The organism is [Clostridium] celerecrescens 18A (genome assembly GCF_002797975.1).
Lineage (GTDB): Bacteria > Bacillota > Clostridia > Lachnospirales > Lachnospiraceae > Lacrimispora > Lacrimispora celerecrescens.
Genome location: NZ_PGET01000001.1, coordinates 2,249,455 through 2,265,434 on the forward strand (window position 1 = coordinate 2,249,455; position 15,980 = coordinate 2,265,434).

Genomic DNA, 15,980 nt, shown 5'->3' on the forward strand with positions numbered 1-15,980 from the left:
AATGTAATCCTCCTTTAAATAAGTCATCAGCTTATGTTTAAATGAATCTTATAGCTTTTAATCATATAAGAAACATGCTACCTCATGATGGTCTCCAACATCACGAAGTGCCGGAATTTCCTTGCGGCACCGCTCCCGTGCATGATCACATCTGTCATGAAACGGACAGCCCGAAGGCCTGTTCGTAAGGCTTGGCACCTCACCTCTGATGGGTACCCGTTCTCTGGATTCCTCAACAGAAGGATCCGCCACCGGAACAGCGCTTAACAGTGTTTTTGTGTAAGGATGGAGCGTATTGCCATATAGCTCTTCACAATCCGCGATCTCCACCACTCTTCCCAGATACATGACCAGAATCCGATTGCTGATATGTTTCACAACCGCCAGGTCATGAGCAATGAATAAATAGGTGAGCCCCAGCTTGGACTGCAGCTCCTCCAGCAGGTTAATGATCTGTGCCTGAATGGAAACATCCAGTGCTGAGATAGGCTCATCGCACAGGATCAGATCCGGTTCGGAAGAAAGGGCTCTTGCAATTCCGATCCTCTGCCTCTGCCCACCGGAAAACTCATGGGGTACCCGGTACTTTAACGCAGGATCCAGTCCTACGATCCGGAACAGTTCATCCACCCTTGCATTGTATTCTTCCTTGTTTTTTACCAGCTTATGAAGAAGGAGGGATTCTCCCACAATGGACTCGGCCGTCTGCCTTGGATCCAGAGACGAGAACGGATCCTGAAAGATCATGGATATCTTTCTTCTGAACGGATACATCTTTTTATCGTTAAACCCCGCAATATCCGTACCATTAAAAATGATCTGCCCCTCTTCGGGTTTGTACACCCTCATAATGCATCTGGCCAGAGTTGTTTTGCCGCAGCCTGATTCCCCTACGATGCCAAGAGTTTCTCCCTTTCTGACCGAAAATTCAATTTCCTCTATGGCTTTTACATCTCCCACCTTCTTCCGGATCATGCCTTTGTAGATGGGGAAATACTTCCGGACGTTTTTGACTTCCAGGCAGATATCCTCTCCGATTTCTATTCTTGGTGCCTTTTTTATTTCCTTAGCAGCAATTTCCTCCGCTTTTACCAACTTCTCTACTACCGACAAATGACATGCGGCAAAATGCCCCTTCCCGATTTCCTTGAGTTCAGGTTTTGGACTTTCCCTGCACTTATCCATACGGTATTCACAGCGCTCATAAAAGGGACAGAATTCCGGTCTGGAGGCAGGATTGGGCGGAAGTCCGTCAATGGGGATCAGGATACGGTCTTTGGGATCATCAAGCCTTGGGATCGCTCTGAGCAGTGCCCTGGTATATGGATGTTCCGGATCCGCAAACAGCCGTTTCGCATCTGTCATTTCCACAACACTGCCTGAATACATGACATAAATGCGCTCTGCAAACCTGGCCACGATCCCCAGATTATGTGTAACAATAATGACTGCAGTATTTGTTTTCTTGGCAATATCCCTGATCATTTCCAACAGCTGGGCCTGAGTCGTCACATCCAGAGCAGTAGTCGCTTCATCGGCCACAAGTATCGTGGGTTCCGATGACATGGCCATGGCTATCATAATACGCTGGCGCATACCGCCTGAAAACTGCTGAGGATAATAGCTGAAACGTTCTTCCGCATCCGGTATATTAACCAGCTTCAGCATCTCAATGGTGCGTTTTCTTGCCTCTTCCTTATTCAGCTTAAGATGCTCCATAATGTTTTCCTGGATCTGATAGCCTATGGTCAAAACAGGATTTAATGAGGTCATGGGCTCCTGGAAGATCATACTCACTTTTCCGCCCCGCATTTGACGCATTTCCTCGCTGTTTTGACCATACTCCAGCATATTTCGTTGATCTCCCCGGATGTAGACCTCTCCCCCGGTGACTTTTCCGGGAGAACTGATCAGCTGCAGCATGCTCATCATGGTCACTGATTTCCCGCTTCCGGATTCGCCTACAATGCCAATGATTTCTCCCGGATTCAAATACATGGATACTTCATCCACAGCCTTCACGAGCTGGCCATCCGTTTTGAAACAGGTTTCAATATTTTTTATTTCCAACAAGTGTTCCATTTTTGTCTCCTCCTATCAAACCTCGCCCCTGAGTCTTGGATCCAAGGCATCCCGTACGCCATCGCCGAACATATTAAGGCAGATAACCAGCACCGCCACACAGACGCCCGGAGTAAGTGCAAACACAGGGTTTTGGAGAAGAAACAGCCGGCCGTCACTGACCATACCGCCCCAGGAAGCAGTGGGCGCACTGATTCCAAGCCCGAGAAAACTAAGTCCAGCTTCTGCCAGAATGGTCTGTCCTACCTGCTGGGTCATCATGACAATAATAGGTGAGATGCTGTTGGGCAGAATGTGTTTCAGCATCAGCCTGAAATTTTTGTTGCCCTGCAGCTTTCCTGCCATGATATAATCCGCCTGTTTGATTGTAAGAACCTGTCCTCTCATCATTCGGACGTAACCTGCCATGGAGGATATTCCCAGAATGATCGCTAAGTTGCGGATTCCGCTTCCAAATACGGCTGTCAGGGCCATTGCCAGGATGATCTGAGGGATGGCACGGATAGCTTCCATGATTCTTGTAATTACATCATCCACAATCCCACCGAAATACCCTGCGACCATTCCGAAAAAAGTACCTGCAATGCAGGCAATCATCACTGCAAACACACCGATGATCAGGCTGACCCTGGTTCCATATATGATCCTGCTCAGCACGTCCCGCCCGTAATTATCTGTCCCCAGAATATGATCTTTGCCCGGTCCCTGTAAAAAGGAGGCAAAATCCGCATAATTCGGATCATAAGGTGCGATCAAAGGTGCAAATACGGCCATGAGAACAAAGACCGCAACTATAATGGCGCTGAAAGCGGCAACCTTTCTCGCAAACAATGTCCTAACTGTTTTTTTCCATCTTCCGTTATTTTTCATGATTCTGTCTCCTTATTCATAGCGGACTCTTGGGTCAACCACTGCATATAAAATATCCGTCATAAGGTTGATGATACAGGATACAAGAGCCGTGACCAGAACACATGCCTGAACAACCGGAATATCCCTTGACTGAATGGCCTTTACAAATAATGAGCCCATTCCGGGAATGTTAAAAACGGATTCTACAAACATGGATCCTGCCAGCATGGAACCGAGGCGCATCCCCAGGATGGTAATAACAGGAATTAGGGCATTTTTAAGCGCATGGAGATAAATGACCCTTCGCTGTGAAATTCCCTTGCTTCTGGCTGTCCTGACATAATCCTGGCGGATAACCTCCAGCATACTGGAACGTGTCTGTCTGGTTACCGTAGCAATTCCTCCTAGCGCAAGACAGAACAGAGGCATAATGGTCTGTCTTACGCCCGTCACCAGATCCACGTGAAACCATGTAAACCCATAAGATGGAAGCCAGCCAAGCTTCATGGCAAATACATACATGACTAGCAGGGCAATCCAGAACTGAGGCAGACAGGCCGTTATATTGGCGATCAGGGTTACCGCCGTATCCGCCGGCCTGCCCCTGTATACTGCGCTTATAACCCCAAAAAGTATTCCAAGAGGAATGCTTATTATGAATGCACTGATTGAAAAAAACAATGTAATCGGTATTCGTTCATTAATGATTTCCAACGTACTTTTATGAAACTGTGTAGATTGTCCCCAGTCACCCTGGAGCGCTCCTCCCAGCCAGCTGAAGTACCTGTGAAGGACAGGCTGATCCAATTTTAATTCATGATATACCCTGTCGTATTCTTCCTGCGATACTTCTGATCCCAGCATGGCATAAACCGGGTCTCCGGGAATCAGGGATACCAGCATGAATGTAAAAATGGATATGAGAAAAATGATCAATATCATCTGTCCCGTGCGTTTTGCTATGTATGCCTTCATTTCATCTTTATAGCAGGAGCTTATATCCTGCCATATTCCTCCCTCCCTGTATAACTCCTTTTTTTATTTCCACTGTTTTTGCTATTTTCATTATTGTTTTTCTCTGATATAATAACAAAATAGCTGATTTTTAATTGATAATGCTTCATCTCCTTTTTTTTATATAATTTTTTACTACTTTCAAGTTATAATTATATCTTTAATTATGCAACTTTTCCAATAACCCTTTCCTATTTTTATTATAGCCTTTGCTTATAATAAAAATGATACATTTTAAGAAAGCAGGAACTTCCATGGACATCAGATATCTGGAATACATACTTGCCCTGGCTGAGACCGGAAATATGACCAGGGCTGCCAAAAAGCTTTACGTATCGCAGCCCACCCTCAGTCAATTTCTTACCAAGCAGGAAACAGAACTGGGGACTCCCCTGTTTCAAAGATCCAGCGGTACCTATACACTTACACCGGTAGGCAGCCTCTATGCGGAATATGCCAGAAAGGTAATCTCCTTAACGGACTCCCTGGAAAAAGACATCAAACGTGTTTCCAACACCAGCCGTATCCGCATAGGTACATCCGCTTCCAGTGCCCTGCAGATGCTGTCCAGCATCCTGGCTGATTTCCGCAAGTATTACCCCAAGGTAGAACTGGTTTTATCAGACGATAATCTTCGTTCCACCAGCAACCTCATCTTCAGGGGCGAACTGGATCTTGCCTTTGTAACGGCCAATTCCCTGGAACAATACAAGGGACAGAGTATTGAATTGAAAAAGGAAGAAGTTGTATTTGCAGCGCCCAGCATCCATCCCTATTGCCAGAAGCTAAGCGGAAGCCGTAACCGGACCTTAAACAGCCAGCAGCTTTTGGAGCACTTTGATAAATATCCGTTTATTTTACAGCATAAAGGTTCCTGTATCAGATATCTGGTCGAAGATTTTTTTGACAAACAGGATTTTAACCCGACCATAGCCTGCAGCACTTCCCATGCCCAATCCATTTGTGATATGGTATCAAGCAATATTGGAGTAGGCTTTATCCCGGCAGGGAATGAAGTTTCCACGAAACAAATTACCTTTTTTTCGCTGGAACCGAGAATATACCGGATTCACTCCATCCTTTACCGGAAAGATTTGATCATGAATCCTCCCCATAAATATTTGATTGAGCTGGCTCAGGCATATGTAAATACCAGTTGGAACCAATCTTAACTAATCATTACAGAAAGGCAAAAAGGAAATCCCTGATACTTGCAAAAGTATCTGGAATTCCCTTTTTTCATTTTACTATGTTTGAGCCAGGATCTGCTGCCTATTGCATAAAAAAACCTTCAAGCCCGGCAGATTACCTGCCGACAGCTTAAAGGTTTTATTTGCGTCCAAATGGCCACAATCTTACTCTTCAACAAACATGTCCTTACCAACGCCGCAAACTGGGCATACCCAATCTTCGGGTAAATCTTCAAATGCAGTACCTGGCTCGATACCAGAGTCTGGATCACCGATTTCAGGATCGTACACATATCCGCATGGCTCACAAACATACTTTCCCATCCCTATCACCTCCTTTAACTTCACTGTGCTTTCTTTATAGCATATTATACCATTTTTATCAATAGATTTATTTCACATGTCCTATTATTTATTTCTCCGAAGACCCTGTTATTTATAAAAAATCTTCTCTCATAGGTGTAAAAATATCTACCAATATCCCCTTTTCAAGGCAAACGCATCCATGGACGATGCCATCCTGCTTTAAAAGAGTATCTCCTGCCTCTACGATCTTCTTTTCATCACCAATGGTGAACTCAAACTTACCGCTGGCAACATAGGTGATCTGGGTATGGGGGTGGCTGTGGAGGCTTCCTATAGCCCCCTTTTCAAACTGGTTTTCCACACACATCATTCCATCACAGTATGCCAGAACCTTTCTGACAACGCCATCTGAAGCCTGAACTCCTTCTATATCCTTATTAAATACCCACATCTGATCTTTCTCCGGCTTTTTCATCTTGTCTTCTCCTTGCTCCTTCCTTTTATAAGCCTAACTCCAATTTTTCCACACCTCCGGCCGGTATCCAATCGTAGCCAGCCTTCCGTTTCTTACAATCGGAGTTTTCAGTACCTTCTGGTTCTCTAAGACCTTTTCATCTTTATCCTCACCGGCAATGTATCTGATAAGCGTCAGGGCTTCCTGATCCTTGCATTTTTCATCAAGCATAGCATCCAATCCTCCTACTGCCAGTTTGACTCCATTATACTCGCCTTTGCTCAGCCCCTTTTCTTTCATATCAATAAACTGGTATTTGATTCCGCGTTCCTTAAAATAGCGTTCTGCCTTCTTGGTCTCAAAACATTTTCCGGTTCCAAAAATTTGTATATTCACGGGCCTTGTCCACCTTTCTGGTACGTTCTTCCTGACAGGCCCATTATAACACAGGGAACCCTTGGTTTCAATAACCAGGGGTTCTCCATTTTCATCGTCTTATTTTACATACCGCTGCAGTGTCTTTCTCACTGCTCCAGGGCCCTCTAACATTTCATAAAGCATAGCTTCAATTTTTCCGGAAAGGCCGGCTTTAACCAAATCAGTTCCAAAAAGAACAGGATTGGACAAGATCTCTTCAAGTCCCTCTTTTCCTTCAGGCTTTTCTCCCAGCCTGATTCCCTTTAACTGTTCTTTTAATTCTGAAAGCATTGGATCACTGCTGATCTCCATGGCATTTCCCTCATCATCCACACCCAGGAGATAACGGAGCCAGCCGGCAATTGCCAGAGGAATAGCGGTCAGAGTCTGCACATCCAGATTATCATCTGCCAGATAAGCCTTTATGGTCTCTCCAAAACGGATGGGGATCTTCTGGCTGGTATCGGTTGCGATTCTCTGTGGAGCATCCGGAATAAATGGATTTGGCAGTCGGTATTCAATAACCTCCCTGATAAAATCCTCAGGGCTTAAGATTCCCGGATCTGTAACCACCGGAAGGCCCTCTTTGTAGCCGATCTGCTCTACAAGGGCCGTTAAGTCCTCATCTCTCATCTCTGCTGCAATGCTGTTATATCCTAACAGACAGCCGTACACTGCCAGTGCCGTGTGCAGAGGATTTAAGCAGGTGGTAACCTTCATACGCTCTGTCTTATTTACCGTATCCCGGTCCGTCATGTATACCCCTGCCTTATGAAGTGCCGGACGTCCGTTTGGAAAGCGGTCTTCTACCACTAAATACTGAGGAATCTCTGCATTGACAAATGGGGCAATGTATGTGTTTTTGCTGGTGATGATGGGCGCCATATCGTCGATTCCATCCTCCTCCAGTAATTTTTGTACCACTTCAGCAGGCCGCGGAGTGATCTTATCGATCATGGACCAGGGGAAGGAAACCTTGTTTTCATCCTGAACCCAGGAAAGGAAACTCTCGGAAGCATAACCTTTTTTTGTCCATGCTTCAGCGATGGATACGATACTGTCCCTTAATTTTTCTCCGTTATGGCTGCAATTGTCCATGCTGACCAGTGCCAAAGGAGAACCTCCTGCAAGATACCGTTTAAGAAGAAGGGCTGTCACCACGCTCATGGCATGGCTGGCTTTTTCCGGGCCCTCTTCCATATCCTTTTCCACAACAGGAAAAAGCTCTCCACGGAAATTGGCAAGTGCATATCCTTTTTCAGTGATGGTAAAGCTCACCATCTGAAGAGAAGGGTTCTCAAACGTCTGCACCAGATATCCAAAATCCGTTTCATTGCTCACATCAGCCTTTACGCCCCTTGCAACGCTTGCCACGACCTCCCGGTCCATAGTTCCATCCGGTTTTAGGCTGACCATCATGGTCATATTATCAAAGGGGGTATATATTTTATCAATAATATCATAATCAAAGGTATCTGTCGCGATGATGCCGCTATCCTCAAGTCCTTCGTTCAGCAGGCGCTGCTGCAGAACTGCGATGAATCCCCGGAAAATATTCCCTGCTCCAAAATGGATCCATTTCGGCGACTTATCCGTGTTTGACCTCATTTTTTCCCAGTCAAATTCCGGCATCTTTACGGAAGCCTTTTCCCAGGCTTCCAGGTTTGTTAAACAGGACCGATTCAGTTTCATAAATCCATGCCTCCTATTTTCTATTTTTATGGGTCTTATCAATGGCTTCCCAAAGACCTAACAGATAATTTGCTCCAATGGCCCGGTCATACAGACCATATCCAGGACGAGCCTGCTCTCCCCAGATCATGCGGCCGTGATCCGGACGGATATATCCTTCAAAGCCAGATTCATACAAAGCCTCTACAATGGCAAACATATTTAAATCCCCGCAGGAAGAAAGATGAGCCGCTTCATCAAAATCCTTTTCCGAAATATGGTGCACATTCCTGATGTGGGCAAAATGAATCCGCTTCCTGTTTCCAAACTCCCGCATCATGGCCGGAATGTCATTGCTTAAATCGCTTCCCAGACTGCCGGTGCATAAGGTCAGTCCATTATAGGGATTGCTGTTTAAATCAAGAAATGTCCGGATATTTTCCGCATTGGTAATGACCTTTGGAAGTCCATAAAGAGGCCATGGCGGATCATCTGGATGAATTGCCATCTTAATGTCATACTTCTCCGCATAAGGAACTACTGCATCCAGAAAATATTTCATATTGTTCCAATATTGCTCCCGTGTCATGGACTGATAAAACTCAATGTCCTGAGCCATGGCATAAAGCCGCTCCGGTTCCCAGCCCGGAAGGGAGTATCCTCTTGCTTTTCCCTCCATGGCCTTTGCCATCTTTTCCGGATTCATCTGAAGAACCTCATCATGACGGTAAGCCATAACATAACTTCCATCTTCCGTCTGATAAGCAAGATCACTTCGTGCCCAGTCCATTACAGGCATAAAATTATAGCAGAGACATTTGACCCCAACAAGGCTTAAATGCTCCAGGGTCTTTATATAAGCATCAATATACTCATCCCTGGTGGAAAGGCCTTTCTTTATGTCTTCATGAATATTGACGCTTTCGATAACCTCCATCTCAAGACCGGCTTCATTGATCTCCTTTTTCAAGGCTTTTAAGGTCTCCAGGGGCCAGACTTGTCCCACGGGTACCTTGGGCAGGCAGGTAGCCACACCGGAAACCCCCGGTGTCTGGCGGATCTGGTCAAGGGTCACGCTGTCATCCCCAAAGGGAAACCAACGCATAATCATTTTCATGTTTGAATACCTCCGTTTCCTTACTCCTTATTCTTTTCTAAATACAATTGTTTGTGACTATTAAGTCCTGACTTAAGTATATATCTAGTATACTAGTAGTTCAATCAGCATATTTCATAAATATCTTATTTTTTTTTGTATATTTTGTATAATGTCAATCGTACTCAATGGTTTGAAATCAAATCACAAAAAAGCGGCAATAAGAGACTGAAGCTTTCCTTCTCTTATTACCGCTTCTATTATTTTTTAAATCATAAAAGCCAACATCACAGAAAATACTCTGAATATTGCTTTCGCAAGGCTTCTTCATCGATTTTATATCTGGATAAATGCTTTTCCATCAATCCTTTTGCTTTGCTTCCGTCCTTAGCAGCAATGGCTTCCACAATAGCCTGATGGTCGGAAATTGTCTTCAAATCCTTTACTGCAATCAAAGACATGCTGCGTATTCTGTCAAAATGTATGGTAATGCTGTCCATGAGCTGATAAACCTGATCCTTACCTGTTATGTGAAACAGCAGCCGGTGAAATTCATCATCCAGCTTAAGAAGCCGCTCCGGAGAACGATTTTCCAAATAAAACTCCTGAAGCTTCACATTCTCTTTCAGCTCCATGACCGCTTCTTCCCCGGCCGTCTTACAGGCCAGTTCCACAACTGCGCATTCCAGTACATTGCGCATAAAAATCGCTTCTTCCACCAGCTTATAATCGATCAAAGCCACTGCGCTTCCCTTTTGAGGATAAATTTCCACGATTTTCACCTTTGACAGCTCAATCAGGGCTTCTCTCACCGGAGTCCGGGATAAATTCATTTCTGAGGACAATTCATTTTCGCTCAGCATACTCCCGGGAACCAGATCAAGATGTATGATATTATCCTTTAACATCCGGAGTGCATATTCCCTTCCTGTTTCTTTGGAATACCGTTCTGTCAGCCGCATACCATGACCTCTTTTCTCAAATTCTGTTCATTCTAAGAATAAGCGAAATCAATCTCATTGTCAAGCACTAGTATACAAGTACGCGGTTTCCAGAAACCTCCGGCCTCCGGACAATCTTAATATCTCATTGGAATGATTTCCAGATAATCCTTAACAGTGGCACCTGCCAGGAACATATCTATGATCTGCTTTCCTAATGGATTTAAATCATCGGTATAATAATTCATCAGCTCCTGCTTAAAGAAGTCTGTCAGGATTTTCGCTCCGTCGTCGTATCCCTGAATGCCTACCTCCTGCTGGGTTTCCGGCCTTAAAAAAGCTCTTCTGATGTACTGTCCGTCTATTTTTAAGGAATCAAGGCCAAAGCCAAGAAGCGGACAGCGGGCTTCCACAAGATGCTCCGGTTTAAATTTGGCGCTTCCTCGGCGGGCAATGTACTCTCTGGCAACCCACTGGGGCATAAAGCTCACCTCATATGCACCGATATGCTGGTTGGGAATCAGGACATACCGGGTATTGGTTGAACTTAAAATCTGGTCAAGCAAAAGGTTTGCCTGGGTCACCTTTTTACCGGTTGCAAAAGGCCAGTAAGATCCGACCCCTTCACTGGTCATTTCCAGGGAATCGATAATACTTGGATTATTGAATCCTCTTGGGGCCACAAGACGCCATAACCAGGCCAGTGCCGGAGGCAGTATGTGTAGAATACCAAGAATACCGTATGTCGGATTTTCTTTCGTACATGCCGGAGTCCGCACGCCAAAGCTTCTCACGTCTACTTCCACAGGTGTATCTATAGCTTTGGGAACCAGTCTTCTTGGTAAAACAACACGGGGGTTGGGGCAGGGCTTTCCGTTCTGATCCAGGGTATGTTCCCAAACCAGACAGGTGGCACCAGGTACTGCCTGCATGTTTAAGAAGATTAGGGGTTCTTCCGGCTGAATCAGTATTTTCTCATATTGGGGAGAGGAACCATAACACTTGATGTTATCAAGGCGTAAGAACCAAGCGGATTCCGCATCCTTGACCACCAGCTTTTTGCTGTCATTCTGCATCTTGGGGTGGCATAATGCCATGTCATCTGTCACCGGTATCAGATCACAGGTTTCATTTAATACCAGGTAGTTCTTTTCACCTGTAACAGTATTTCTTCCTAATATAGCCCTGCCATCCATTTCCTTGTGAATATCTTCGATCATTTCACTTTTACCGCCGCCGGAAGCACCTTCGTGCATGATGACGATCTCATTGTCATAAGGAGTGATTACTTTTACCGTTGATGCATGTGCCGTTACCCAGCCTTCTTCTTCTCCAATATTAAGAAGAACTCCGTAGATACCCTTTTTGGCACTTGGACCGGGATATAAATTATAGGAATATACTTCATGAATTTTATCCAGACGGTTATGAACCACGATCTGCTTACCGTCAAAATGGGTATGCCGAAACGGAGGAGCCAGAAATACAACCGCTCTTGGATTAAAGTCAGAAGAAATCTCGTCAATATTTAAAAATCCCTGCAGATCTGCAAGTCCGGCTGCGAAAAATCCAGCGTTTAAGGGGGCGATCAGGATTGAATCATATCCATACTCAAGTCCGCCTGACTTAAATGGGAAAAAAATCAGCTCCTGCTTTTTCAGCCAGTCAAAGGTTTCCGTTCTCAGAGTTTCAAAATCAGACTGATAAACCTCCTCGTATCTGGGTTTATCCGTTGGTTTATTATCTGCAATTAACAGACAGTCAGGATCACGTCTTCTCATGTAATCGTCAGTATAATTGACTACGACTCCGTTTTTACACTTAGTAGCAGTAGCTTCCAAAACCTTGCCTTTTCCTTCTACTTCATATTCAATGTAAAACTCGGTATTTTCAGAATTCCCCATTGCCAGCGTCAGCAAATCTTTCCTGGTCTTTGGAATAACGACACCTTTTGACTCAGCCAATATATCTGTTACATACTCGGGTAAATTCATATCACGTAAACATTCCAGCATATTTTCCTCCGTTCCTGCGCAAGCCCTTATGCACATCTGAAGTTTGCGCCAATCATCGGGCAGGCGCAAACCATGTAGTTAAAATGATCTTCTTCAACCTTTGTTTCCCAATTTTATTAAGTATTACATAGTTTCTATTTTAATATTCCAGGCATGTGATTGTTCTGCTGTTTTTCCAGATGCCTTTTATAAAATCATGCCGAATACCTTCTTATCTGGTTGTTAAAGTATTCTACTATTCATTCATCGCCTCCCTCCTTCGATATATATAAAGCCGATATCCAATTCATGGATATCGGCTTACTTACAACTTAGAATTAATTCTACTTTGTGACGTCTTCCGGTGTTATTTAGATGTATATAGCTCTTCCAAATTCCTATCAACAGTAATGACAATAATCTTTTCACCTGTTTTCGTGCTGATATCCGAGTGAGTGCTGATTATAGACACATCAATAACATCGGTTAATATTTTCTCCAGATATTCCCTTCCGCCCTCGAACAGGGAAGTCCGGACTTTCTTAAGCAGCTCAATACCCTGGGCGCTTTCCGTCAGTTTCTTCTCGGAAGGGCTTAAGAATCCAATTAACCTGACTATGATCATATCATTTAACACATAGGTACGGATCGTCTTAGGACCCCTTCCCATATATTCAACTTCAAATTTACTGACAACTTCACTGATTTTAGCTTCCAGCTGACCTTTTGTCATATTACATCACCTGTCAGATACAATATCATGAAAACCTGGGCCTGTCAATGATTTTTTAACCTCATCAAGTAAGCCCACCGTTTCATTGCCGGAAATACATAAGTGGTGTGAGAAGACTTACTTGTATCAGAATGTGTAAGCCCTTTCCGACAAGCTGCGGCGGCAACTATGCCTGGGATCATTTTTATTATGGATTTTTGATATTATTTATGATAGAATATAAAAAATCACTTCTCGGTAATTCTGATTCTAAACATAAACCGGGATATAAAGGAGAATAAAAATGCTACTCTGTATTGGCACTGCTCCGTGCAAAGTCTGAAACGGACGAAACTGCACGGAGTAGATCGAATTCGTCCGTTGGGCTTTGCACTTTTAATAAATCATAAATATAAAGATTTTATTTAAAAAAGGAGCAAAGTCATGTTAAAAAATTTAATAACAAACGTCAGGGAACTTCGTGATTTTCTGATTTTATGGATTACACAGTCATTTTCAGCCCTGGGCAGTGCAATGACCAACTTCGCACTGGTGATCTGGTCTTATCAACAGCAGGGGTCGGCTCTCACCACCTCGTTATTGGCCATCTGTTCTTATGCACCCTATGTTCTTTTGAGCATTTTTGCAGGCGCACTGAGTGACCGTTGGAACAAAAAGGCTACCATGCTGCTCAGTGACAGCTTTGCTGCGTTATGTACTGTTTCCGTGCTTATTCTGATGACAACTGGTAAACTCCAGATTTGGCATCTGTATTTGATCAATACCCTGAATGGATTAATGAACACGGTACAGCAGCCGGCGTCTGATGTGTCCATCAGCCTGTTGGCCCCGCAAAAGCATTACCAGAAGGTCAGCGGGATGCGTTCCTTATCCAATTCGTTGGTTACCGTACTGACACCTATGCTGGCGACCGCCCTGCTTTCTTTTGGAAGCATCCGTCTTGTCATCCTGTTCGATTTAATTACTTTTTCCATAGCGTTCCTATCACTGTTATGCTTTGTCAAAATCCCGCAGGTCACAGAGGGTCACGGCTTGGAGAGAGAAACGGTATTACAGTCTGCCAAAAGCGGCTTGCGGTATCTTAAAGATAACCGGGGAATTCTCGATCTGATTCTATTTTTGGCTGTTATCAATTTTACTGCTTCTATTTTCAATGCTGCCCTGCCTGCTATGGTACTATCACGTGCCGGCGGCGGAGAACTGGCCCTTGGCATGATCAACACTGTTACGGGAATTGCAACAATGGTCGGAAGCATTTTGGTTTCTATCCTGCCACCGCCCAAAAGCCGGGTCCGGGTGATTTGTAATTGCCTGCTTTTTTCCATGAGTACCGAGAACTTTATCCTTGCTTTTGGCAGGAGTACTCCCGTATGGTGTTTTGGCGCAATTCTTGGCTGGATATTTATTCCTGTTATGAATGCCAATATGGATGTTCTTTTCCGTACAAAAATCCCCATTGAAATGCAGGGCCGCGTCTATTCAGCAAGGAATACCTTGCAGTTTTTTACCATTCCCCTGGGATATTTATGCGGCGGTATTTTGGTAGACCGGGTGTTTGAACCGTATATGGCAGGGCAGACGGCGGGCAGTCTGTGGACCGCACTGTTTGGGACAGGAAAAGGCTCCGGCGCAGCGATGTTATTTTTTGTGATCGGATTTTGGGGTGCCTTATCATGCCTGCCCTTTCGGGCAGACAGAAATATATGGAAACTGGAGGAATCGTTTTAATAAATAAAACCAGGGGGTAGTTTATATATGAATAAACCAAAAGTAGCGTTTGTATGCGTCCATAATTCCTGCCGAAGCCAGATAGCAGAAGCTCTTGGCAAGCACCTTGCCTCAGATGCCTTTGAAAGCTATTCTGCCGGGACAGAGACTAAACCGCAAATCAACCAGGACGCAGTGCGGCTTATGAATCGACTTTATGGTATAGATATGGAGCAGACCCAGCATAGCAAGCTCCTATCTGATATTCCTCCGGCAGATATTGTTGTTACAATGGGCTGTAATGTAAAGTGCCCGCTCCTGCCCTGTAAATACCGGGAAGATTGGGGACTTAACGATCCCAGCGGCATGGATGATACCGTATTTTTAGAAACCATAACCCTTATCCGGGATAAAATTTTAAACCTTAGAGACCGTATCCAAAACGGAACTATATAAAATAGGCTGGCAGGTGCTTTGGCATTTGCCGGCTATTTTATTGCATTTGGTAATCATACAGTCCTTACCTGTGAAAGCTGGTTAAATTTTTCATTAATATATGGTAAGATATCTATAAGAAAAAATTGTTTACTCATTATGAAAACAGAAATTTAATCAATAATTCTAAGGCGGTGATCTTGTGACGAAAGATATAGAAGATAGTAAATATGACGATTTGATAAGAAAGCTGAAAATTGATTGTAAAAAATGCAGCGGCTTATGCTGTGTTGCTTTGTACTGCACAAAAACGGATGGTTTTCCTGCCAATAAGGATGCAGGTATACCATGCAAATATCTGGATTCAGATTTTTGCTGCAAAATCCACTCCAGACTAGCTGACAAAAATTACAAAGGTTGTTTGGCCTATGACTGTTTCGGAGCGGGACAAAGAACGACGCAACGATATTTATCAGATGGAACATGGAACGCAGATTCAGAACAGAAAGATAAACTTTTTCAGATATTTATGATCGTATACCAGTTACACCAGATGCTATGGTACCTGGTCGAGGCATATACTTTGACATCAGATGAACTTCTAAAATCAACGATTGATTTGCTTATCTCCGAAAATGAACAAATGCTACAGCAGCCCATGGATCATATTGCAATGCTGGATCTCTCAGAATACAGATTAAACGTGAACAAGGTATTGAAACAGATAAGCTCCGATATTTCAGCAAATGATACATCAAGTCAATTTCACGGTTTAATCTATTTGGGAAAAAATTTTAAGAAAGCAAATCTTGACAGAAAGAATTTCAGTATGTCATTAATGATCGCTGCAAACTTATCCGGATGCAGCTTATGGAATACGAACTTTTTAGGCGCTGACCTCCGGGACGCAAACATAAAAAATGCAGATTTGAGTAAAAGCATCTTTTTAACACAAATGCAGATTAATTCCGCACTCGGAAATTCAAATACAAAAATCCCCATAAATTTAACACGTCCGGCAACGTGGGAAAAATGAGCCGGTTATTCCGGCATGGTTATGCGGTAAACTTATATCAGATAGCAAAAAT

General features: G+C 43.9%; 15 protein-coding genes. 4 read left to right on the forward strand and 11 right to left on the reverse strand.

The window, feature by feature from the left end:
- Positions 1–57: 57 nt before the first annotated feature.
- The 3 genes from H171_RS25085 to H171_RS10430 are packed head-to-tail and all read right to left on the reverse strand — an operon-like array spanning position 58 to position 3,909.
- Complete coding sequence (locus tag H171_RS25085; protein ID WP_100305081.1) at positions 58–2,082, reverse strand: dipeptide ABC transporter ATP-binding protein; 2,025 nt, start codon at positions 2,080–2,082, stop codon at positions 58–60.
- Between the two features lie 15 nt (positions 2,083–2,097).
- Positions 2,098–2,952: an ABC transporter permease gene (locus tag H171_RS10425; protein ID WP_100305082.1), complete on the reverse strand. Its 855-nt coding sequence runs from the start codon at positions 2,950–2,952 to the stop codon at positions 2,098–2,100.
- Positions 2,953–2,964: 12 nt separating this feature from the next.
- Positions 2,965–3,909 carry an ABC transporter permease gene (locus tag H171_RS10430; protein WP_100305083.1) on the reverse strand — a complete coding sequence of 315 codons (945 nt, stop codon included), beginning with the start codon at positions 3,907–3,909 and terminating at the stop codon, positions 2,965–2,967.
- Positions 3,910–4,202: 293 nt separating this feature from the next.
- On the opposite strand from H171_RS10430, the gene H171_RS10435 reads away from it, so the two are divergent.
- Positions 4,203–5,120 (forward strand): LysR family transcriptional regulator, encoded by a 918-nt coding sequence (locus H171_RS10435; protein WP_166433606.1) that lies wholly within the window; start codon positions 4,203–4,205, stop codon positions 5,118–5,120.
- A gap of 183 nt (positions 5,121–5,303) precedes the next feature.
- Here the strand turns inward: H171_RS10435 and rd are convergent, their stop codons facing one another.
- The 8 genes from rd to H171_RS10475 all read right to left on the reverse strand — a co-directional run bounded on the left by rd (position 5,304) and on the right by H171_RS10475 (position 12,750).
- Complete coding sequence (gene rd, locus H171_RS10440; protein WP_013272313.1) at positions 5,304–5,462, reverse strand: rubredoxin; 159 nt, start codon at positions 5,460–5,462, stop codon at positions 5,304–5,306.
- A 112-nt stretch (positions 5,463–5,574) separates the two neighbouring features.
- On the reverse strand, positions 5,575–5,919 hold the full coding sequence (locus H171_RS10445; RefSeq protein WP_100305085.1) for a cupin domain-containing protein: 345 nt from the start codon (positions 5,917–5,919) through the stop codon (positions 5,575–5,577).
- Between the two features lie 33 nt (positions 5,920–5,952).
- Positions 5,953–6,294 carry an arsenate reductase family protein gene (locus tag H171_RS10450; RefSeq protein WP_100305086.1) on the reverse strand — a complete coding sequence of 114 codons (342 nt, stop codon included), beginning with the start codon at positions 6,292–6,294 and terminating at the stop codon, positions 5,953–5,955.
- Between the two features lie 99 nt (positions 6,295–6,393).
- Complete coding sequence (locus H171_RS10455) at positions 6,394–8,007, reverse strand: mannitol dehydrogenase family protein (protein WP_100305087.1); 1,614 nt, start codon at positions 8,005–8,007, stop codon at positions 6,394–6,396.
- A gap of 13 nt (positions 8,008–8,020) precedes the next feature.
- A complete protein-coding gene (gene uxuA / locus H171_RS10460) occupies positions 8,021–9,103 on the reverse strand; it encodes a mannonate dehydratase (RefSeq protein WP_100305088.1) in 1,083 nt (360 codons plus the stop codon).
- A 266-nt stretch (positions 9,104–9,369) separates the two neighbouring features.
- Positions 9,370–10,044, reverse strand: coding sequence for a GntR family transcriptional regulator (locus H171_RS10465; protein WP_100305089.1), 675 nt, complete (start codon positions 10,042–10,044; stop codon positions 9,370–9,372).
- A gap of 116 nt (positions 10,045–10,160) precedes the next feature.
- A complete protein-coding gene (locus H171_RS10470) occupies positions 10,161–12,038 on the reverse strand; it encodes a DUF4914 family protein (RefSeq protein ID WP_100305090.1) in 1,878 nt (625 codons plus the stop codon).
- A 346-nt stretch (positions 12,039–12,384) separates the two neighbouring features.
- On the reverse strand, positions 12,385–12,750 hold the full coding sequence (locus H171_RS10475) for a DUF2294 domain-containing protein (RefSeq protein WP_100305091.1): 366 nt from the start codon (positions 12,748–12,750) through the stop codon (positions 12,385–12,387).
- Between the two features lie 423 nt (positions 12,751–13,173).
- Between H171_RS10475 and H171_RS10480 the strand changes: the two genes are divergently transcribed.
- The 3 genes from H171_RS10480 (at position 13,174) to H171_RS24155 (ending at position 15,928) form a co-directional block, all read left to right on the forward strand.
- Positions 13,174–14,478, forward strand: coding sequence for an MFS transporter (locus H171_RS10480; RefSeq protein WP_100305092.1), 1,305 nt, complete (start codon positions 13,174–13,176; stop codon positions 14,476–14,478).
- A 27-nt stretch (positions 14,479–14,505) separates the two neighbouring features.
- Entirely contained in the window at positions 14,506–14,913 is a 408-nt protein-coding gene (locus H171_RS10485; RefSeq protein WP_100305093.1) for an arsenate reductase ArsC, read from the forward strand.
- 562 nt (positions 14,914–15,475) lie between these two features.
- Positions 15,476–15,928: a pentapeptide repeat-containing protein gene (locus H171_RS24155; RefSeq protein ID WP_157803145.1), complete on the forward strand. Its 453-nt coding sequence runs from the start codon at positions 15,476–15,478 to the stop codon at positions 15,926–15,928.
- Positions 15,929–15,980: the final 52 nt, after the last annotated feature.